Source organism: Konateibacter massiliensis, from assembly GCF_900184995.1.
Classification (GTDB): domain Bacteria; phylum Bacillota; class Clostridia; order Lachnospirales; family Lachnospiraceae; genus Lachnotalea; species Lachnotalea massiliensis.
This window is the reverse complement of sequence record NZ_LT860098.1, coordinates 584,211-605,894: the sequence shown is the minus strand read 5'-3', so window position 1 is coordinate 605,894 and position 21,684 is coordinate 584,211. Positions and strand designations below refer to the sequence as shown.

At 40.8% G+C, this 21,684-nt stretch carries 16 protein-coding genes; all 16 read left to right on the top strand.

The genetic code is table 11. The features are described 5' to 3' along the window. Positions 1–82 precede the first annotated feature (82 nt). The 16 genes from CTY48_RS04005 to CTY48_RS03930 all read left to right on the top strand — a co-directional run bounded on the left by CTY48_RS04005 (position 83) and on the right by CTY48_RS03930 (position 21,653). A complete protein-coding gene (locus tag CTY48_RS04005; RefSeq protein ID WP_099467222.1) occupies positions 83–1,417 on the top strand; it encodes an ABC transporter substrate-binding protein in 1,335 nt (444 codons plus the stop codon). A gap of 59 nt (positions 1,418–1,476) precedes the next feature. Further along, positions 1,477–2,367 (top strand): carbohydrate ABC transporter permease, encoded by an 891-nt coding sequence (locus tag CTY48_RS04000; protein ID WP_099467221.1) that lies wholly within the window; start codon positions 1,477–1,479, stop codon positions 2,365–2,367. 15 nt (positions 2,368–2,382) lie between these two features. After that, positions 2,383–3,216, top strand: coding sequence for a carbohydrate ABC transporter permease (locus CTY48_RS03995; protein WP_099467220.1), 834 nt, complete (start codon positions 2,383–2,385; stop codon positions 3,214–3,216). Positions 3,217–3,331: 115 nt separating this feature from the next. Beyond that, the gene (locus tag CTY48_RS03990) at positions 3,332–5,107 is read left to right on the top strand and encodes a sensor histidine kinase (RefSeq protein WP_180272629.1); all 1,776 of its coding nucleotides are present in this window, start codon (positions 3,332–3,334) and stop codon (positions 5,105–5,107) included. Positions 5,108–5,124: 17 nt separating this feature from the next. After that, entirely contained in the window at positions 5,125–6,720 is a 1,596-nt protein-coding gene (locus CTY48_RS03985) for a response regulator transcription factor (RefSeq protein ID WP_099467218.1), read from the top strand. Positions 6,721–6,816: 96 nt separating this feature from the next. Then, a complete protein-coding gene (gene cls, locus CTY48_RS03980; RefSeq protein WP_408609834.1) occupies positions 6,817–8,292 on the top strand; it encodes a cardiolipin synthase in 1,476 nt (491 codons plus the stop codon). Positions 8,293–8,306: 14 nt separating this feature from the next. Beyond that, a complete protein-coding gene (locus CTY48_RS03975; protein ID WP_099467216.1) occupies positions 8,307–9,425 on the top strand; it encodes an HD-GYP domain-containing protein in 1,119 nt (372 codons plus the stop codon). Between the two features lie 94 nt (positions 9,426–9,519). Next, entirely contained in the window at positions 9,520–10,590 is a 1,071-nt protein-coding gene (gene tig, locus CTY48_RS03970; RefSeq protein ID WP_099467215.1) for a trigger factor, read from the top strand. Positions 10,591–10,699: 109 nt separating this feature from the next. Next, the gene (locus CTY48_RS03965; protein WP_099467214.1) at positions 10,700–12,448 is read left to right on the top strand and encodes a sensor histidine kinase; all 1,749 of its coding nucleotides are present in this window, start codon (positions 10,700–10,702) and stop codon (positions 12,446–12,448) included. Next, positions 12,426–13,199, top strand: a complete 774-nt coding sequence (locus tag CTY48_RS03960; protein WP_099467213.1) for a response regulator transcription factor — start codon at positions 12,426–12,428, stop codon at positions 13,197–13,199. Before CTY48_RS03965 ends, CTY48_RS03960 begins: the two co-directional genes overlap by 23 nt. A gap of 160 nt (positions 13,200–13,359) precedes the next feature. After that, the gene (locus tag CTY48_RS03955) at positions 13,360–14,901 is read left to right on the top strand and encodes an ABC transporter substrate-binding protein (protein WP_099467212.1); all 1,542 of its coding nucleotides are present in this window, start codon (positions 13,360–13,362) and stop codon (positions 14,899–14,901) included. A 91-nt stretch (positions 14,902–14,992) separates the two neighbouring features. Then, positions 14,993–15,925: an ABC transporter permease gene (locus CTY48_RS03950; protein ID WP_099467211.1), complete on the top strand. Its 933-nt coding sequence runs from the start codon at positions 14,993–14,995 to the stop codon at positions 15,923–15,925. A gap of 12 nt (positions 15,926–15,937) precedes the next feature. After that, complete coding sequence (locus CTY48_RS03945) at positions 15,938–16,828, top strand: carbohydrate ABC transporter permease (protein ID WP_099467210.1); 891 nt, start codon at positions 15,938–15,940, stop codon at positions 16,826–16,828. 23 nt (positions 16,829–16,851) lie between these two features. Then, positions 16,852–19,053 carry a beta-glucosidase BglX gene (bglX, locus tag CTY48_RS03940; protein WP_099467209.1) on the top strand — a complete coding sequence of 734 codons (2,202 nt, stop codon included), beginning with the start codon at positions 16,852–16,854 and terminating at the stop codon, positions 19,051–19,053. Positions 19,054–19,372: 319 nt separating this feature from the next. Then, entirely contained in the window at positions 19,373–19,894 is a 522-nt protein-coding gene (locus CTY48_RS03935) for a CarD family transcriptional regulator (RefSeq protein WP_099467208.1), read from the top strand. Between the two features lie 319 nt (positions 19,895–20,213). Further along, positions 20,214–21,653 carry a DHA2 family efflux MFS transporter permease subunit gene (locus CTY48_RS03930; RefSeq protein ID WP_099467207.1) on the top strand — a complete coding sequence of 480 codons (1,440 nt, stop codon included), beginning with the start codon at positions 20,214–20,216 and terminating at the stop codon, positions 21,651–21,653. Positions 21,654–21,684: the final 31 nt, after the last annotated feature.

The window sequence follows — 21,684 nt, the reverse complement described above, 5'->3', positions numbered from 1 at the left end:
TAATAATAGAAAACAAAAGATATAAACTTTAAAAATCCTTTTAGAAACAGTAATCTAAGAGCATAGAAAAGGAGGACTTCATATGAAAAAAAGACAGTTTTTAAAAAGAAGTGCAGCATTATTACTGACAAGTGCAGTTTTGCTAAGCGGCTGTAGCACCGGGGGAAGTGAGACAAGCAGCAATGGAAGCAGCAGCACGGAGGATACGAAACAGGAAACGGCGGCAGAAGAAGAAATTACGCTGAACGTAGCGATGTGGGATTATACCTCTTTGGAGTACCACAGTAAGCTGGTAGCTGCCTTTGAGGAGGAATATCCAAATGTTAAGGTAAATGTAATTGAGTCACCGGCAGATGATTATTCTGACAAAGTAGCGGTTATGATGTCGGGGGATAACGATATTGATGTTGTGTTCATCAGAGACACTGCGTCTTATACCTCAATGATAGCAAAAGGACAGCTTATGCCGATTGACAGTCTGATACAGGAAAACAACATTGATTTGTCTGTGTATGGCGGAATGGTGGAGCAGTATGCGGTGGAAGATTCCATTTACGGGCTGCCTTACCGTAAGGATATCTGGATGTTATTTTACAACAAGGACTTATTTGACGCAGCAAATATTCCATATCCTAGTGAGAGAATGACACTCGAAGAATATAGAGAGCTGGCAAAGCAATTGACATCAGGAGAAGGCGGTGGAAAGATTTATGGTGCCTTGAACAACAAATGGACACAGTCGGTTTCTAATCTTGCCATGCAGACCGGTAACTATGATTTAATGTCAGGAAATTACGACTTTTTGAAGCCTTACTATGAGACGGTAATCGGAATGCAGAACGAGGATAAGACGGCTATGGATTATTCTACAATTGTAGCAAGTAATATCCATTACAGCGGACCTTTCTATAATGGACAGGTTGCAATGATGCCGATGGGCTCATGGTTTATTAACAATATGATTGAAAATTTAGCAAACGGTACAACGACTGTCAATTATGACGTTGCCCCTCTGCCTTGTGAGACAGTGGAAGGAATGGACAGCAAAGGTGTAGGTGCAATCACACCGGTAGCAATCGGAGCAAATACAAAGCATCAAGACATGGCATGGAATTTTGTTGAATTTGTCACCGGAGAAAAGGGAGCACAGGTTCTGGCATCCTGCGGAATCCTTCCGGCATATAACTCGGATGAAGTATTAGAGACATTAGTAGGAAATGAAGGTTTTCCGGAGCACGGAAAAGAGCTTCTTCTCAATACAACAGATGTAAGCATCGAGTTTCCTTTGGGAGATATCTGGAGCTCCATTAACAAAATTATCGGAGAAGAACATGAGCTGATTATGCTGAACAATAATTCGGCAGAGGCAGGAATTACAATTTTGAACAAACGTGTTCAGGATGAAGTGCTGAAATAATCGGATTTGATAACAGACTGGCCTCTGGTCAGTCTGTATGCCTAAAGAGGAGGTATATTATGAATTTACGTAAAAAGCGGGTGCTTAGACAGAATTTGGTGGCTTACGCTTTTATTCTTCCAAACTTTATCGGATTATTTGTCTTTACCTTGCTACCGGTTCTGTTTGTTTTCTTTCTAAGCCTGACAAAATGGGATAGTGCAAACCCAATTCAGTTTGTGGGAATTTCTAATTTTACAAGAATGTTTTCAGATTCCACGTTTCGGATTTCCTTTTTTAATACATTTTACTATGCGGTTGGAACAGTTCCTATCACGTTGATTGCGGCATTGGGACTTGCTCTGATTTTAAATACGAAAATAAGAGGAAGAAATATATTTCGAACAGTATTCTTCTTTCCATATGTCGCATCGTTGATTGCGGTAGTTGTTGTGTGGAACATGCTTTTTCACCCTGATATGGGACCGATTAACGGGCTGTTGTCCGCAATCGGCGTTGATAATCCTCCAAGATGGGGAGCATCCACAAAAGCAGCGATGCCTACGGTTATTTTATTCTCCGTCTGGAGGTATATGGGTTATTACATGATTATGTATCTGGCAGCCTTGCAGGGAATACCAAGAGACCTCTATGAGGCGGGAAATCTGGACGGAACAACACCGTTTCAAAGATTTCGCTATATCACTCTGCCGATGCTCACACCGACGACCTTTTTTGTTGGAATTATGTTAACCATTCAATGCTTTAAAGTATTTGATATTATCTATGCTATGACAAACGGAGGACCGGGACGTGCCACAAATGTCCTAGTGTATTATATTTACAATCAGGCTTTTTCAGAGTTTGATTTTGGCTATGCAAGTGCAATGTCCGTTGTTTTATTTGCGATTGTTTTGATAATTACATTGGTACAGTTCCGATCAGAAAGAAAATGGGTTAGTTATATGTAAAAAAGAGGTGAAAAAATGAATTTACAAACGAAACAAAAAATCGTAAAATTGAGTATATACATTCTTTTGATATTTCTAAGCCTTGTTGCGATTGTACCTTTTATTTGGATGCTGTCGGCTTCTTTCAAATTGAATAAAGATGTATTTACTTATCCGGTCACATGGATTCCTGAGACAGTCCGGTGGCAAAACTACGCGGATATATGGGATAAAATTCCCCTGTTTACTTTTATTAAGAATACGGCAAAGCTGACGATAATCATCACACTGTTGCAGCTTTTTACAAGCAGTCTCGCAGCTTATGCGTTTGCTAAGCTGGAATTTAAGGGAAGAGATCTTTTATTTATAGCCTATATATCTACAATTGCAATACCTTGGCAGGTATATATGATACCACAATATATTATGGTCCAGAAATTCGGGTTGGTAGACACCCACATGTCATTGATTATATTACAGGCATTTTCGGCATTCGGAGTATTTTTGATGCGGCAGTTTTATATCAGTATTCCGAGAGAGCTGTCAGAGTCGGCTAGGATTGACGGTTTGGGTGAATTTGGGATTTACTCAAGGATTATGCTTCCGCTTGTGAAGCCGGGTCTTGCGACACTCACCATATTTACTTTTGTAACGATATGGAATGATTTTATGGGACCTCTCATCTATCTGAATTCCACAAGCAAGAAAACGATACAGCTAGGACTCAGACTTTTTGTGACCCAGTTCTCAGCAGAGTATTCCTTGATTATGGCAGCGGCACTTGTGACGTTGATACCGGTGCTGATTGTATTTTTGGCATTGCAGAAATATTTTGTGGAAGGAATTGCCACGAGCGGTATCAAAGGATAGAGGTATAATAAAAGAGATTTAGAATGATAAAATAAAATGAATAGAAGTATCCCCTTGGGTTTAGCAGAAGGCAGTATCTAAATCATAGGGGATTCTTTTGTGTATGGGGACTCTTATGAGAAAAAAATTATTGGGAACGATAAAAGCAAAATTAACCTTTACGGCAGTGATATTTGCACTTGCCTTATCGGTGTTAATTAGTAGTATTATTTATGTAAACTATCAAAAGCTTTTGATAGACAATATGATTGATGTGACAGGTGCCAATTTAAGGCTGGTCATGGATAAGCTTGACGAGGATTTTGAGCAGATTATATCGATTATGGAATGGGGAACGATTAACAGCAATCTGGCAGGACTGTTAGAGCAGGAAAAAATCAGTGACGCCAACAGCGTTCAAGTGGTAAGCTTTATTAAGCTGTTTTCCAGTATGATGGACAGTTCGACGGTGAGCGATAGCTTTCAGAATGTTATTATAGGCGGGAATACAGAGGTAGTCATGCAGATGGGAAAAATGTACGGTGATTTGCAGGACATTGATATATGCAGGAACAGTGAATGGTTTTTACCCCTTTACGAGGCAGATAATATTGAATGGATCGGCTTGGCAAAAAACGAGTTCACTTACAGAAAGTCGGATTATATCATCCCGATTGTAAGACCAGTATACAGCTATTTGCGTCATGAAAACGTGGGATTTATTGTGATTGGAATTGACAGTGAACTGCCCTATGAGTATTTGAAAAATTATTCCGGCTATGAAGATTCAAGGGTTTACATGATGAATGACAAGGGTGAAGTGATAGCGGACAAGGACAAAGAAAAAATCGGTTCCGTTCTTGAGAACTATAATGAGATTTTAGAAAAAATCGGTGACCGGAAAGAAGGAAGTACGGTCTGGGAAAGACAGGGAGAAAAGATTACGGCGGTATTCCGTCAATCGGATATCACGGGCTGGTATATGGTGCAAGAGCTGTCAAAAGAGGAGATAAAGGAACAAAAAAAGGTAATGGTAAACATTATGCTGTCCATTGTAATCGGAATTGGTATTATGGCATGTTTGCTGCCCTTTGTGCTAAGTTACTCTATGAACCGTCCGATCAAGAGAATATTAAATAAAATTGAGCGGATATCAGAGGGGGATTTCTCTGTGGATGTCTCGATGAATACAGAGGATGAATTTGGAAAAATCGGAAGCGGCATCAATCAGATGTCCAGCAATATCGTTTCCCTGATGGAAAAATCCGTAAATGATGAGAAAAATAAGAGGGAGCTGGAATTGAAAGTACTGCAGACACAAATCAATCCTCATTTTTTATATAATACATTAAACTCTATTAAATGGATGGCGACAATTCAAAAAGCCAGCGGTATCGGGGAAATGGCAACGGCACTCTCCCGTTTGCTGCGAAATATGGCAAAGGGAGTGGCAGATGAAATCACAATCGATAAAGAGCTTGCGATTATAGAGGACTATGTGACAATACAGCGTTTTCGTTATGGAGAGTCCTTTCGGGTTGTCTATGAGATTCCTGAGGAACTGAAAAACTATAAGATTATTAAATTTACCCTTCAGCCGTTAATTGAGAATGCTATCTTTCACGGATTGGAGCCTAAGTCTGATATAGGAGTCATCATGATACAGATGAGAGAGCAGGAGGAAAGCCTGCAGATTACAGTGGAGGACAACGGAATCGGCATGACAGAGGAACGCATCGGTCAGATTCTGCATGGAGAGAAGGAAAAGACGAAAGATAGCTTAAGCGGTATGGGGATCAGCAATGTAAAGGAACGGCTGCAGCTTTACTATGGTGCGGATTATGGGCTGGTGATAAACAGCAAAGTGAATGAGTATACCAAGATTATGATTACACTTCCAAAGAGAAAATAAGGAGAGAGGATTTCGGTATGTATAAGCTGATTATAGTTGATGATGAGTTGCTGGTTCAGGTGGGAATCAAAAGTATGCTGGATTGGGAAAAGGAAGAGATTGATATTGTCGGAATGGCATCAAACGGAGAACAGGCGTATGAACTTATTGAGGAGAAGGAACCTGATATTGTGATAACTGATATCAAAATGCCTGTGATGGACGGAATTGCCCTGATGAAACAGTGCAAGGAAAAGCTTTCCTACATGCCGCAGTTTATTCTTCTCACGAGCCACGAGGAATTTAGCTTTGCAAGGGAGGCGGTGAGCCTTCAGGTGGTAGATTATCTGGTAAAGCTTGATTTAAACGCAGAAGTTTTGACAAATGCAATTCATATGGCAAAAGAAAGAAGCACTTATAGAAAGCAAATTCCGTCTGTGAACCCGAAACTTACGTCCAAGGAGCAGATTGAGAAAATATTTAAAAGTGCCCTCAATAATTTTATTGAGGGAAAGCAGCTTCGAGAGCTTGTCTCGGATATAGATGAGCGTCTGTGCGATAATCTGTATCTCCTTTGCTTCGCCCTAACAATGAAAAATCGTGCGAATATGATTAAAAGTGAGGAAGAGAACATTTACCATTGCGTGGAGAATACCTGCTTTGAGATTATAAACAAAATACATTGCGGCTATGTGATACCCATTGATTCCTACCAGTTTTTAATGATTGTCTCCGCAAAAGAAACAAAAAATGGTGATTTAATCAGGATGAAAGTCCAGGAAATGCTGGAACGTATGATACAGGTCAACGGAGAATATTTCAACGTGGAGTTAAAGATAGGGTGCAGCAAGTTCAAGCATCGGATTGAAGAGCTGTTTCTTGCATATAATGAAGCGAGGAGGGGGCTTTTGGGCAAAAGAAACCTTGTATTTTTTGATGAGGTGGAAGAAATGGCTCTCGCCCAGAAAAGCTTTGATATTACCTTGTTTAGCAAAGAGATTATAAGCTGTTATGAGCAGGGGGATGCACAGGGGATTCATACGATTTTTAGAAATATAGGGGATTTGTTCAGGGAGATGAACCCGCGTATTGAACAATTACAGGATTGCTGCAATAAGCTGCTGTATTTTGTGCTTACTTCGATGGATAAGGGAGAAAAAATGATTTCCTACACGATAAAAAATGAAGAGTCCGGCTTTCAATATATTAACGGTCTGAAATCGGTCGGTGAGATTGTAGATTGGCTGGCATCGCTATCCCGTGCAATCTGTGAAGAGATGTCGCTCGAAAATAAAGATTATTCCAGTCGCTTGGCAGTCGAGACAAAGAACTACATCAAAGAGCATGTGGAAGGAAAGCTTCTGCTCACAGATGTAGCCGCTCACCTTGAGGTGAATTCCAGCTATTTAAGCCTTATTTTTAAGCGGTACAGCGGAATAGGATTTTCAGATTATGTCAACCAAGTAAAAATAGAGCACGCAAAAGCGCTTCTATGCTCCGGTGAGCTGAAAATATATGAGGTGGCAGAGCGGTTGGGATATGACAATGCTTATTATTTTAGCAGAGTCTTTAAAAAACATACAGGAATTACGCCGAAGGAATATACGGTTAAAAGCATGACACAAAGCGACTGACCATGAGCCTTGAGGGGAATCCTTAGCGAGGTATTTTACGAGTTGACGATTTATGATATAATGGACTAAGGAAACTTAAGGAAATGAGCGAGGGACATTATGGAAACGGTAATCAATATTTCAACAGCGGCTGGAAGTGCTGTCATGGCGAATTTATTTTATATCAATCTGGTACTGTCTATTGTTATTGTTTTTTTTCAGCGGAAGGATCCAAAATCCGTGTGGGCGTGGCTGCTGGTTATGTATTTTGTTCCGATTGTAGGATTTATTTTGTATATGCTGATAGGGCAGGATATGCATAAGAGAAGAATGTTTCGGACCAAGGAGATTGCAGACGAACTAAATTCCGCAATCCGCAAACAGGAGGAGAGGATTTTTAAAAACGAATTTAAGTCGGGAAGCAACGATATCAATGAATTTTCTGATTTGATTCTCTACAATTTGGAAAGTGCTGATGCGGTTTACACGGATGATAATGAAATTGAGATTTATACAGACGGTGAAACAAAATTCGATGCTCTGATAGAGGAGATTCAGAAGGCAAAGCAATATATTCATGTACAGTATTATATTATCAGGAGTGATGAGGTTTTTACTCGTATTATGGAAGCCTTGATTGAGAAGGTAAAAGAAGGTGTGGAGGTCAGAATCCTGTATGACAGTATGGGATGCAGATATCTAAAGAAAAGTGACGTGAAAAAGCTGAGAGAGAACGGCGTTATGACCGCAGAATTTTTTCCGGCATTCTTAAGGCGGCTTCACCTTCGTATTAATTACCGTAACCACAGAAAAATTGTGGTGATTGACGGAAAGACGGCTTTCGTGGGCGGCTTCAATGTGGGAAAGGAATATATCGGAAAGAGCAAGAAATTTGGCAATTGGAGAGATACCCACCTAAAAATCACGGGAAGCGCGGTGATATCGCTTGGAGTCCGTTTTATTCTGGACTGGAATTATGCCGCTAAAGAAAATTTGTTTCATACCGATAAATACTTTGAGGAAAAGAAGCTGGAGACAACCGGAAGCAACGGGATACAGATTATATCCAGCGGTCCTGACTCTATGAATCAAAATATAAGAAATAATTATGTGAGGCTGATTAACAAGTCGCAAAATAATATTTATATCCAGTCGCCTTATTTTATCCCGGATGACGTCGTGCTGGATGCACTAAAAATAGCGGCAATGTCAGGAATTGACGTCAGAGTCATGATACCGTGTAAGCCGGACCACCCGTTTGTATACTGGGCGACTTATTCCTACATGAGTGATTTGCTCAGTGTCGGAGCAAAATGTTACACGTATGACGACGGATTTTTACATGCCAAGGGTATGGTCATTGACCGGAAGGTAGCCTGCTATGGCACTGCAAATATGGATATCAGAAGCTTTAAGCTGAATTTTGAAGTGAATGCGGTTATCTATAATCAGGATACCGCGGCAAAGCTTGAGAATATATTTATGGAGGATTTGAACCACTCCACGCAGATTACTCCTTATATTTACGCAAACAGACCGTTTATTATCCGCTTTAAGGAGCAGATTTCAAGACTTTTGTCGCCCCTATTATAGGGAAAGGAAGGAAAATGAGATTAGTTGCAACAGAGATGATTGATGCATCAATGGTTTTGGCGAGAAATGTTTATGCCGGTGAATGCCTGCTTATAAAAAGCGGTACATCCAATGTATCAAGATATATTGCCAATTTAAAAAATATGGGAATTCATTATCTGTATGTGGTGGATGAGCTGAGCCAGGATATTGATATACCGGATGCGGTGTCTGAGGAAAACAGGCAGCGTTGTAAGGATATATTGATGAATACGTTAAATGATGTGCAGGGAGGACAGACGCTAAAGCTTAACAAGCTGGCGGACAATGTAGAAAATATTATAAGTGATGTGATTGGCAATCATGATTTGCAAGTCAGTCTGACTGATTTAAGCGCATCCGATGAATATACATTTTCTCATTCTGTCAGCACTACGGTATACGGACTCTTGATTGGAGAAAACCTGGGTTATTCCAGAAAAAAGCTTTCCTCATTGGCGATGGGAATTTTACTTCATGACATTGGCAAGGTTGTATTGGATCATGATATTGTCTACAAGGAGGATGCTCTGACCGATGAAGAGTTTGAGTATGTCAAAAAACATACGGAATGTGGTTATGAGCTGTTAAAGGATGCGCCAAATATTCCTGCAGTGTCAAAGGAAATTGCATTGAATCACCATGAGAAATTGGACGGAAGCGGATATCCAAGAGGACTGAAAGGGGAACAACTTACCGAATTTGCACGGATTAGTGCAATTGCGGATGTCTATGATGCCCTGACCTCTGACCGATGCTATCGCAAGAAATGGCCGACGAATAAGGCAGTCGATTTTTTGATTGAAAACAGTGGAACAAAATTTGATGCTGATTTGGTGAGAATATTTATCCAGAGAATAGCCGTTTATCCGAACGGCTCCATGGTACGCCTGTCAGACGGAACGCTTGCTCTTGTAAAGGAACAGAACAGATATATGCCGTTAAGACCGGTTGTCAAGGTAATAGCGGATAAATATGGAGACAAGGTTCAGCCTTATGAGATAAATCTGATGGATGTGCTCTCCGTTACGGTGACGGAATCCGAGATAGAAATAACAAAGAGTGTATTAGAACAAAAACGAGAATACACAATGGAAGAAGAAGCCTATATGTAGAAAAAAGTGATTTTCCTGTGAATTTACTTTCATTTTTGTTGAAAATATGTTATAACGATATAGGTGTATAAAACAGCACGGAAGGGAAACGAAAATGAGAAAAAATATTAAATTAGCAGCCATATTAATCAGTGCAGCAGTGTTAATGGCAGGCTGTGCAAAGAATTCAGAGACGAAAACAGAAGATACAACAACAGAAACAGAAAGCACTACATCAACAGCAGATGTGGATTATAGCCAGTATGTTACGCTTGGAGAATATAAAGGAATTGCAGTGACAACGCAGCCGGTAGAGGTGACAGATGAGGACATAGAAGCACAGATTCAGTCTAATCTGGAAAGCAGTGCGACAACTACGGAAATTACTGACAGAGACACTGTAGCAGAAGGAGATATTGCCAACATTGACTATGAAGGTCTTTTGGACGGAGTAGCTTTTGACGGCGGTACAGCACAGGGATATGATTTAACAATTGGTTCCGGCCAGTTTGTTGATGGTTTTGAGGAGCAGTTGGTTGGTGCAAAGGTTGGAGAGACTGTCAGCATTAATGTAACTTTTCCGGAAGAGTATGATGAGAGTTTAGCGGGCAAGGATGTAGTGTTCAACGTTACAATCAACTCAATCAGTACAGAGACAGTACCGGAGCTTACAGATGAATTTGTTCAGGCAAATTCCGAGGTTAAGACAGTTGATGAATACAGAGAGTATATTGCAGCCCAGTTACAAGAGTCAATGGAAGCTGATGCAGAAAGTACCAAACAGGGAGATATTTGGACAACCGTTAAAGAGAACTGTCAGATAACCGAATATCCTCAGGATTTAGTAGATAAATATAGCGAGCAGATTAACACCATGTATTCTGCATATGCAGAGCAGATGGGCGTTACCGTGGATGAGTTTATGTCAAGCTATGTCGGAACAAGCGTTGAGGATTATGCAAAGCAGGTTGCGGCAGAAGAGATGATATTCAGAATGATTGTAAAGGATGCAGATTTGACTGTATCAGATGATATATTCAATGAAAAAGCTGCTGAGATGGCAACTACTTACGGTTACGAGTCTGGAGACGCATTGGTAGAAGCTTATGGCAAAGAGGAGCTGATGGATAGCGTTCTTTGGGATGTTATGATGGACTACCTTGTTGAGAATTCAGTGGAAGCATAATAGATAACCGAATAAAATAACTAGATAAATATAATAACTGAAAGATAGGAAACTTTTGTATCTTTCAGTTATTTTTGTATAAAAAACTTTATTTTAAGGGGGGACGCTTATGAAGCTTAAAAAAGTATTGCACCAGATTTTTCAGACCTCTGTTTTTCGTCTTGTATTTATCATTGTGATTCTGATACTGCCGATTAATATCCTAACCCTGGTTTTCAGCAGTCTTACGATCGAGGAGGTTGAGAATCAGATATCCCTGGAAACGCAGAGCGCATTGAATCTTTATATGTCCCAAATTGACAGTGCGATTGAGAGCATCACAATGAAAATGCACGAGACGGCAATCAACGATATTGATTTTGGAAGAATCAATGTAAAGGAAGTAGACGATAAGGAGGAATATTACAATCAGCTGCAATCGGCGGTCAATCTTAAGAACACCTTTGATGGTATCCGGGAGGACAATAAGCTGGTGACCGGAGTTTTTGCGGTGTTTCCTCAGAAGGACGTGAGCATTATAAGCAGCAATTATAGCACTTACGATAAGGTTGTGACAAGCTATGTGAAAGAACGGATTGAGGATGAAACGGTAGAGAATCTCAAACAGTGGGAAATTGTAAGCGTCGAGGATACAGAAAATATTCTTTTTATCTCAAAGTATAAGGAAGGCTACTATGGTGCATGGATTAACTTGAGCCGCCTTGCGGATAAGATGGAGATTTTCGGGGACAGTGGTGATACAATTCGAGCTTTTACGGATGAAATGGGAAATAGCCATTATTCAAACCAGAGTGATTTTACGGCTGTGGAGCTTGATAAGGAACATGGTTCATATGGAAGCGAGTCATATGTCCTTGTAAAGGCAAAATCTAAATATGCAAATCTCTATGTTGTTCAGATTTTATTTAAAAATGCAATTACAAATGATTTGCCAGCCATTGTGCAAATACTAAAGGTATGCTCCGTGCTTGCGCTTTGTATTTTGCCTATTATGATTGGTGCGCTGCGAAGATGGATGATTTCACCGATTAACCGGCTCTCAGAGGCTATGCAAGAGGTAGAGGCAGGAAATATGGATTTTCGGATTGCGGAGGATGTCCATACAGGAAGTGAGTTTGAACAGATTAATCGTAATTTTAACCATATGATGGAGGAAGTGTCCAATCTAAAAATTGATGTCTACGAAGAGCAGCTAAAAAGCAAGGACATCAAGATGCGCTTTTTGAGCCAGCAGATACAGCCTCATTTTATTTTAAATGCCATGAATATCATATATAGCTATGAGCCGGAGGAATACCCGCTCATTCAAAAGATGATTCTTTGCCTGTCAAAGTATTTTCGCTATGTGGTCAATGCGAATGTTGATTTTGTAAAGCTTTGCGATGAGATGGAGTATATTCGAAATTATTTTGAAATTCAGCAGGCAAGATATCCGAAAACGTTTTTTGCGGTTGTGGAGTTTGACGAGGAGATTGCCGATTGCCTTGTTCCTCCCCTCCTTATCCAGAATTTTGCAGAAAATGCTATCAAACATTCCTTGAAAATTGGGAACAAAATTGATATTTTTGTAATAGGACAAAATATGGATGGCAAATATATTAAAATCAGAATGGTTGATACCGGAGAGGGTATCAAGGATGAATTGATTGAAAAGGTTGAAATATTTAGAAAAACAAGAATATATCAAGACGGGCTTGGTGTTGGAATCCAGAATGCGATTGAGCGTCTGGACACCATATATGGAGAAGAAGCACGGCTTAAGATTTTGCAAGTGAATCCACACGGAACAGAGGTAGAGATGATACTTCCTCTGAGAAGGGGAAAGGAGGAAGAAGATGCTGAATACGATTTTAGTTGACGATGAGGTAGTTGCGGTGAATGCTCTAAAACGGCGGGTAGATTGGGAGAAGTACGGCGTAGAAAACGTCTTTACCGCCAATTCCATGCAGCAGGCGCAGGAGGTTTTCAAGAAAGAAAAGATTGATTTTATGCTATGCGATATTGAAATGCCGCAGGGAAACGGTTTGGAGCTTTTTGAGTGGGTTAAGCTGTATTATCCCACAACGGAATGCATCTATCTGACCTGCCATCCTGAGTTTGAGTATATGAGAAAAGCTCTTAGACTGGGGTCCGCCGACTACCTGCTAAAGCCTGTCGATTATGCAGAGCTGAATGAGATTATCACTCAGCTTGTGGAACGGCTTAAAAATAAAACAGAGGTGGAAAAGCTTCCGGGAGAGCTTGTGCTCAAAATTGCCAAGGAGGAGGCAGATAAAAGCCATGATAATGCAGTGCATGCTGCCAAACGTTATATTCTTGAGCATATTCAGGAGACGATTTATGTGGAGGATATCGCCAATGTGGTCTTTTTAAATTCTCAGTATCTGATGCGTATTTTCAAAAAGGAAACAGGGCTGTCGATTTTGGAATTCATTACGGAGGAGAGAGTGCGCTTGGCAAAAGAGCTGTTAGTGAATACGGATTTTCCGATTAATAAAGTGGCGGACAGCGTAGGCTTCAATCATTATTCCTATTTTACAAAGATATTTAAGAGAAGTACGGGTGTTGCGCCTGCGGTTTATCGCCAGAATCATAAGGAGTCTGTTTAACAGGCTCCTTATTTATATGCTAGGAAATTCAGAAGAATTATCAATAAAAGTCATAAATGTATCATCGGCAAGTCATAATTATTCTATCGAAAAGAAAAAAAGCCTGTTAATATAAATGCAACCAATCAATAAAGCATTCAGTGTATAGGGAGGAAAACACATGAAGAAAAAGTTTTTGAGCTTATTTTTATCAGCAGCCTTAGTTGGGTCTATGCTTGTTGGCTGTGGTTCATCAAGCCAGGGTACAAGTACGGAGTCGAGTACAACAACAGAGAGCAATGCGGCGGAAGGAACAGCTTCCGGTGCCGATGAAGGAGAACCATATACAGTGGCAATCCAACTGGTTAATATTTCAACGGACCTCACCGATGTGGAGAAGGTGGAAGAGGCAATCAATGAAATTACTGTACCGGCAATTAATTGTAAAGTTGATATCCAGAATTTATTTATCGGAGATCTTCCGACCACGACTTCTATGAATATTGTAAGCGGTGAAAAAATGGACCTTGTATGTGTAGGATTGACACAGAACTTAAGCGATATTGCAGATGACGGAATTTTGATGCCGATTGACTCTTATTTGATTTATGCACCGACCCTTGTAAATTTGGTATCCGATTACCTGATTGCAGGACAGATTGACGGTGTTCAGTATGCACTTCCGGTAAATCCTTATCTGGCATCCGGAAGAGGTTTTGTATATAACAAGGATATGGCAGAGGAATATGGAATTGAAATTAAAGACGGTGCAACCTACGCTGATTTTGAAGAGGCATTCGAAATTTTAAAGGAGCACGGTATTTATGGAACTTCAATGGGTAATGCAGCAACTCTTGGATTACAGTTTTGGTATAATCTTGAAATCTTCGGAACAAACGGAGATTACGGTATGATTTCAGATCCGGCGAATAACACGACAATTGAAAGCGTATACGCAAGTGATGAATTCAAGGAATATGCTGATATGATGAAAAAATGGACAGATGCAGGCTATATGCCTTCCGACTCTTTAACCGATTCGACAACCGTACAGGAATATTTTAATTCACAAAATATTTTTGGAACATCTGCAAACTACAATATGTCTGAGTTTGCTACATGGGGCACGGGAAAATCCTTTAACATTGATATTGCAGAGATTCAGGATCCAGTTATATCAACCTCATCTGTTGTAGAAAGAATGTGGGGAATTGCATCAAACAGTGAAAACCCTCAGAAGGCGATGGAGTTTTTAAATTATATATATGAAAATGCTGATGTTGCAAATCTCTTACAGTATGGTATAGAAGGAGAAAACTATACAATTGTGGAAGGTACAACAAGAGTGACAACGGCGGAAGGTGCGACTACCGGAACAGCAGGTTACACCTCCATGTTTACCCAGTTCGGAAATCCGGTTGATACTTACACAGCAGCACCAAACACAGACAGCTACCCGGATGATGTAAAGGCTTATAACGAAGGCGTTCCAAATTCAGCAATCTTAGGCTACTCCTTTGATGTGACAGAATTTTCCGCAGAGGCGGGAGCAGTGTCCAACGTAATTGCAGAATATATGCCAAGGTTAGTAACCGGACAGGTGGACGATGTGGACAGCTATCTTGCAGAGTTTTTAGCGGCACTTGACAAAGCAGGCTACAACGATATTATTGCAGGAAATCAAGCACAGTTAGACTCATTTTTATCAAAGAATCAAGAATAAAAAGATGAATAGCGGAGGGAGGAGACGTTCTCCTCCCTCCGCTATATTATAGGAAATTCTTACACTTTTTTATGAAACAGGAGGTATAAACGTGGAAGCGGTTAAAAAAAATACAAAGAAAAAGATAAACTGGAAACGGTGGATTCCCTTTTATTTGATGGGAGTGCCGGGCTTCATTTACTTGTTTATCAATAATTATATGCCTCTTGTAGGCTTGCAGATTGCATTTAAAAACTATAAATATAATTTGGGTATCTGGAATAGTGAGTGGATTGGAATTAAGAATTTTGAGTTTTTGTTTAAGACGGGCGATGCTTTTATCATGATACGAAATACGCTGCTCTACAATTTATTCTGGATTGTCCTTGGCGTAATCGTTGGTGTTGGCTCATCCATTCTTCTCAATGAGGTGATGAACAAAACGGCTAAAAAATTCTACCAGACTGTTATATTGATGCCATATCTCATATCAGCGGTTGTAGTTGCCTACTTGGTATTTGCCTATCTATCCCCCGGTACAGGACTTTTCAACAGTATCATCACGGCTCTTGGAGGAAAGAGTGTAAGCTGGTATGGGGAGGCAAAATATTGGCCGTTTATCCTGACCTTTGTAAATCAGTGGAAGGGAATCGGATTTGGAATGATTTTATATTTGTCAAGCATCGTTGGAATTGATGGCTCGCTCTATGAGGCTGCATCCTTAGACGGTGCTACAAGATGGCAGCAGCACAGGAAAATTACAATTCCACTGCTTCGTCCGACTATTATTATGCTTGTTATTTTAAGCCTGGGTCAGGTTTTTCGCTCAGATTTCGGTCTATTTTATCAGGTGCCGATGAATCAAGGAGCACTTTATGATGCGACACAGACAATTGACACTTACGTATACCGTGCCTTGCTACAGCGAAATGATATCGGTATGTCCTCGGCGGCTAGTTTTATTCAGTCGGTGGTAGGCTTTATCTTTATCATGGCAGCAAATCAGGTTGTGCGTAAGCTGGATAAAAACAGCTCACTATTCTAAAAGGAGGTTCCTATGATATCAAAAGACCAAAAAAGATGGCAGCTTGCATCTCACATTATTTTAACCATTTGTTCTCTGCTTGCACTGCTTCCGTTTGTTCTGCTCATTATTATATCGTTCACCGACGACAAAACCGCTATGGCGAACGGCTACAGCTATTTTCCGGAAAAATGGTCACTCGGTGCTTATGAGTATCTTCTTCAGGACATCGGACGATATGCGAGAGCATATGGCATGACCATACTTGTGACTGTGATCGGAACGAGCGTCTGCCTTATTATGACCTCGATGCTTGCCTACATGCTCTCCAAAAAAGAGCTTCCGGGCGTAAAGGTATTGAATTTTCTCGTTGTGTTCACGATGCTTTTTAACGGCGGACTTGTTCCGACCTATATGATTTACACACAGGTTTTTCATATTAAAAATACGATATGGGCACTTATTGTACCGAACCTGCTTATGAGTGCGTTTATGATTATGCTTGTACGAAACTATTTTCAGAACAGCATACCGGAGGAATTATACGAATCAGCCAGAATTGATGGTGCAAATGAATTTTATATTTTCTTTAAAATTGTATTGCCGCTCTCTGTGCCAATTCTTGCGACAGTCGGGCTGATGACAGGTATTGCTTACTGGAACGATTGGCAGAACGGTTTGTATTATTTGAGCAAGGATAAAGCGGCAAATTTATATACCATTCAAAATATTTTAAATGAGATTAATACGAATATTTCATTCTTGGCAAGCACAAATGTAGGAGGGATAGACACCTCAGAGCTTCCGACAACAACTGCAAGAATGGCAATCGCCGTGATTGGTATTTTACCGATTTTGGTTGTATATCCTTTCTTCCAGAAATATTTTGCGAAGGGGCTAGTGATGGGAGCAGTGAAAGGTTAGGAGTGCCGGAAAAGGAGTGTAGAATGAAAAACGATAAAATAGAAATAAAAATAAATAAATTACTTGCACAGATGACCTTGGAAGAAAAAGTAGGTCAATTGCAGCAATGCGGCCCCTCATTGGTAGGGGCCTTTGAGGTTAGCTTTGAGGAGCTGCTCGACATGATGTTTGATAAGAAGATAACAGAAGAAGAGTTTGGAAGGCTGATGAGCACGGCAAAGGAAGACTTCCACGAGGACGAGCTTCGTGCAGGAAAAATCGGTTCTTACAATGGAATCAAAAGCGCGGGGACAACAAATCGCCTGCAAAAGATAGCCGTGGAGGAGACAAGACTTGGCATTCCCCTGCTTTTTGGATATGATGTGATACATGGCTACCGCACAGTTATGCCGATACCGCTGGCGGAAGCTTGTGCGTGGGAGCCTGAGCTGTGGGAAAAAACTGCGCGTGTTGCGGCAAAAGAGGCGACAGCTTCCGGTATTCACATGACGTTTGCACCTATGGTGGACGTTGCAAAGGATGCTAGGTGGGGACGTATCAGTGAAGGGGCAGGCGAGGACGTCCGCTTAAATGCCCTCTTTGGAGCGGCAAAGGTAAAGGGATTTCAAGGAGATGACCTGGCAAGAGAGGACGCCTTAGCTTCCTGTATAAAACACTTTGCCGGATACGGTGCAGGGGAAGCGGGAAAGGATTACAATCGGGTTGATATGTCTTTGCAGCGGTTTTATGAAGAATATCTTCCGGCATATGAAAGCTGCATCAAAGCCGGGGCAAGGGCAGTTATGCCTGCTTTTAATGACCTAAACGGAGTTCCTTGTACGGTAAATGAGTGGCTTTTGAAAAAGGTGCTTCGAGGAGATTGGGGATTTGACGGCATGACGGTGAGTGATGCTAACGCAATTGCAGAGTGTGTCAACCACGGCATTGTAGAGGATAAAAGAGAGGCGGCAAAACAGGCATTGGAGGCAGGTGTTGATATGGATATGAGTTCGAACAGCTATATCAATGAGCTTGCAGCACTGGTCCGGTCCGGAGAGCTTGATGAAAAAGTACTGGACGATGCCGTTGCCAATATTCTAAGAATTAAATTTGAACTAGGATTATTTGAGAATCCATATCAGACAAGTGAAAAGCGAGAGAAGGAAGAGTTTCTAAGGACGGAGCATAGAGAGCTTGCCAGAGAAGCCGCTCAGAAATCGATGGTCCTTTTGAAAAATGAGAATGTGCTGCCTTTAAAACCAAAGAGCAAAATCGGAATAGTAGGCAATCTGGCAGACAGAAGAAGCGAGATGACGGGAGCATGGGCAATCGGTGCTGACGGGGAGGACTGCATAAGCCTTGTAGATGCCTTTAAAGAACAAAAGATTGACTTTATCTACATTGCGGGCACGAAACAAAATGAGGAAACAAAAGAGATTTCGGTAGTCAGAGAAGAGCTTGACCGGTTAAAAGACTGTGACATTGTGATAGCGGCAATCGGGGAGGATAAAGACCAGAGCGGAGAAGCGGCAAGCCGTGCAGATATCACGCTTCCCAAATATCAACTGGAAATGCTTGCACATTTACTGGAGATAAAAAAGACGGTTGTCGCGGTTGTATTTAACGGAAGACCCCTTGCAATACCTTGGGTTTCCGAGAATATCCCGGCTATTTTGGAAGCATGGCATCCGGGTGTGGAAGCAGGCAATGCTATTCTTGATATTTTATACGGCAGAGTAAATCCAAGCGGTAAGCTTACGGCGACGTTTCCCTGCAAATCAGGACAATGTCCGGTTTACTATGCGCATATGAACACGGGAAGACCGGGAGGAAAGAGCAAATTTACCTCAAAATATCTGGACACACCTCTAAAGCCGCTTTATCCGTTTGGATTTGGGTTAAGCTATACGGAATATGGGTACAGTAACTTTATATTAAAAAAAGAAAAGGACTGCTTTGAGGCATCTGTGAAGGTGAAAAACAAAGGTGAATATGACGGAGATGAGATTGTGCAGTGCTATTTCAGAGATGTTGCGGCAAAGCGCGTCCGTCCGGTAAAGCTGCTGGTGGATTTTAAGAAGGTGCATGTAGGGGTTGGTGAGGAAAAGACAGTGATGTTTTCCATACCGTTTGAAAAGCTTGGTTATTATGATAACGAAATGAATTATGTTGTGGAAAAGGGAAAATTTGAAATTTTTATCGGGAAGAATTCAGTGGACTGCCTTGCGGGAGAGATAGAGCTGTAGAGCATGAAGTTTCGAGAATGTAGAATTGGATCTATTTACCACAGATTTCGGTTGCATCCGCCATGTCAGCTCAAGAATATGCCCTGCACACCCTTTTACTGCTATAATCTTGCACAAAACATACTCACATCATTCCGGTAATAATAGCTGAAAATACAGTTATAGAGCGAAACTCCTTACAAAAAAGAAATAAAAGTGTTATAATAGAATATAGCTAGAAAAAATCTCATAAAAGAGGAAGGAAAATTTACGGCAGATGGGTAGGAGAAGAAGGAAACTTTAAACGTTTTTGCAGGATAGAAAGTAAAGGAGATTGAATATGTTTCAGGTTGGCGATACGGTTGTGTATGGAAACAATGGAATATGCAAGGTGGAGGATGTAGGACAGCTAAAGTTGAGCAGTATGACAAATAACAGGATTTATTATACGCTGATACCCATTTATGATACCAATGGCAAGGTTTTTGTTCCCGTAGATAATAAAAAAGTATTTATCCGCCATGCTATGACAAAAGAAGAGATAACAGATTTGCTTGGTGATTTGCCTGATTTAGAGCCTATGTGGATTGCGGATGAAAGAGGGCGGGAGCAGGAGTACAAAAATGCCATAAGCAGCTGTGATTGCCGTAAATTAATACAGATTATCAAGACGCTGCATTCTAGGAAAAAGCAGCGTGAAGAGGACGGAAAAAAGGTAACGATGGTAGATGAACGCTATTTCCATATGGCAGAGGAAAAGCTATACGGAGAGATGGCTGTCGTCCTTGGTATAGACAAGGATGAGGTAGGCGGATATATTCAAGAATTTCTGGAGAAAAAGCAAGACGAAAGAAATGAGTAAAAGCAGCCTACATTACACCGATACTAAAATGATTGAAAAAAATTTAAAAATATGATAAAGTATTAAAAGTCGAGTAGCAAGAGCGTAAATCCAGATTTGGATTTGCGCTCTTTTTTTATACCATAGAAAATTGCTTTGCAATTTCCTATGATATAAAAAATATTATGCGCACGAATGCAAATGGAAAGATGTCACTACGTGACTGCATTCGGCGCAAAAAAATCAGACAAGTCCCCTTATGAGTAGAGAGTTAGAGCTGACACAGACTTGTCTGCTTTTTATCTTTGAAAACTAACAATATTAAGATAGGAGTAAATGTATGAATAACAAAGAACATGTAGTTGAAATGAAGAAAGTAAATACCACCGCCGTACTTATTGTACTGGTATTAAGTGCTTTTTTGGGGCTGTTTAATGAGACAATCCTAAATGTTTCTCTTAACATCCTGATGGAGGATATGAAGGTGACGGCAGGCACGATACAGTGGATTGTCACAGCCTATATGATTATCGTTGCCGTTATGGTTCCGATTACAGCATTTTTAATCCAGACCTTTGAAATTAAAAAATTATACCTCAGTGCAATGAGCGTTTTGTTAATCGGAACAATCGGTGCAGCATTGTCTGACACCTTTGTCATGCTGCTTGTTTCCCGTATGGTACAGGCATTCGGCACAGGAATGATGGTGTCCATTATGATGACGGTTGTACTCTTAATTACACCGCATCATAAGCACGGAAGTGCAATGGGAATCTGTTCCTGCGCGATACAGTTAGGACCTGCTTTGGGACCGACTGTTTCAGGATTTGTTTTAAAATATTTTGAATGGCATATGCTGTTTTATATGCTTATACCCGTTATTATCCTGCTTATGGGCATGGGTTATATTTATATTGCAAATATCACAACGCTGTCAAAACCGAAGCTGGATATTGCTTCCCTGCTCTTATCAACCGTGGGTGTCGGCGGAGTTGTCTATGCCTTAAATGAACTGAGCGCAGGCGGAAATATGCTTGCAGGAGCTGTTATTCTTTTGGTCGGACTGGGAGCCGTATATTTCTTTTGCAAACGCCAGTTGGTGCTCAAGGAGCCGATGCTTGAGATAAAAACGTTTCAGCACAGAAAATTTTCTATCGGTGCCGGGCTTGTTATGATTTCCATGATGACAATTTTTACAATGAATGTCATGCTTCCTATGTTTTTGCAAGGAGCACTCGGAGCAACCGCTTTTATCGCGGCACTGGTTATTCTGCCCGCGACACTTGTAAACGGTGTAATGTCACTTTTGAGCGGAAAAATATATGATAAAATCGGTTCCAAGTTTTTGTTGCCTTGTGGTTTTGCGGTTATATTAATCGGGCTGTCCATACTGTATTTTTCAAATACCGAGACACCTCTGCTTCAAATTATGATGGTTTATATTTTGTTTTGCATCGGAATCGGAAGCACACTGTCACCGTCACAGACGACAGCGCTGAGCAATCTGCCGAAGCCGATGTATCCTCATGGCGTAGCCATTTTAAATACCTTGCAGCAGGTAGCGGCAGCAATCGGTTCCTCTCTTTATCTGGGAGTTATGGCATCTGCACAGCTTAGAGCATTAAACACAGATCATACGGCTGAGCAATCTGTTTCAGCAGGCTTTTCCTCGGCGCTTCTTGTTATGGGAGTTGTGCTTATACTTGGACTTATTCTGTCCGTTCAAATCAATAAGCACTCCCAAAAGGGGAAGAAAGAAGAATTGGAAAAGGTAAGCTAATAATAGAAAAAACGGCCGTCATTACCTAAAT

What these genes read in the sequence shown, in the direction of transcription:
- CTY48_RS04005 (WP_099467222.1), top strand. Translation starts at nt 83, where the DNA reads ATGAAAAAAAGACAGTTTTTAAAAAGAAGTGCAGCATTATTACTGACA.
- CTY48_RS04000 (WP_099467221.1), top strand. Translation starts at nt 1,477, where the DNA reads ATGAATTTACGTAAAAAGCGGGTGCTTAGACAGAATTTGGTGGCTTAC.
- CTY48_RS03995 (WP_099467220.1), top strand. Translation starts at nt 2,383, where the DNA reads ATGAATTTACAAACGAAACAAAAAATCGTAAAATTGAGTATATACATT.
- CTY48_RS03990 (WP_180272629.1), top strand. Translation starts at nt 3,332, where the DNA reads ATGAGAAAAAAATTATTGGGAACGATAAAAGCAAAATTAACCTTTACG.
- CTY48_RS03985 (WP_099467218.1), top strand. Translation starts at nt 5,125, where the DNA reads ATGTATAAGCTGATTATAGTTGATGATGAGTTGCTGGTTCAGGTGGGA.
- CTY48_RS03975 (WP_099467216.1), top strand. Translation starts at nt 8,307, where the DNA reads ATGAGATTAGTTGCAACAGAGATGATTGATGCATCAATGGTTTTGGCG.
- tig (WP_099467215.1), top strand. Translation starts at nt 9,520, where the DNA reads ATGAGAAAAAATATTAAATTAGCAGCCATATTAATCAGTGCAGCAGTG.
- CTY48_RS03965 (WP_099467214.1), top strand. Translation starts at nt 10,700, where the DNA reads ATGAAGCTTAAAAAAGTATTGCACCAGATTTTTCAGACCTCTGTTTTT.
- CTY48_RS03960 (WP_099467213.1), top strand. Translation starts at nt 12,426, where the DNA reads ATGCTGAATACGATTTTAGTTGACGATGAGGTAGTTGCGGTGAATGCT.
- CTY48_RS03955 (WP_099467212.1), top strand. Translation starts at nt 13,360, where the DNA reads ATGAAGAAAAAGTTTTTGAGCTTATTTTTATCAGCAGCCTTAGTTGGG.
- CTY48_RS03945 (WP_099467210.1), top strand. Translation starts at nt 15,938, where the DNA reads ATGATATCAAAAGACCAAAAAAGATGGCAGCTTGCATCTCACATTATT.
- bglX (WP_099467209.1), top strand. Translation starts at nt 16,852, where the DNA reads ATGAAAAACGATAAAATAGAAATAAAAATAAATAAATTACTTGCACAG.
- CTY48_RS03935 (WP_099467208.1), top strand. Translation starts at nt 19,373, where the DNA reads ATGTTTCAGGTTGGCGATACGGTTGTGTATGGAAACAATGGAATATGC.
- CTY48_RS03930 (WP_099467207.1), top strand. Translation starts at nt 20,214, where the DNA reads ATGAATAACAAAGAACATGTAGTTGAAATGAAGAAAGTAAATACCACC.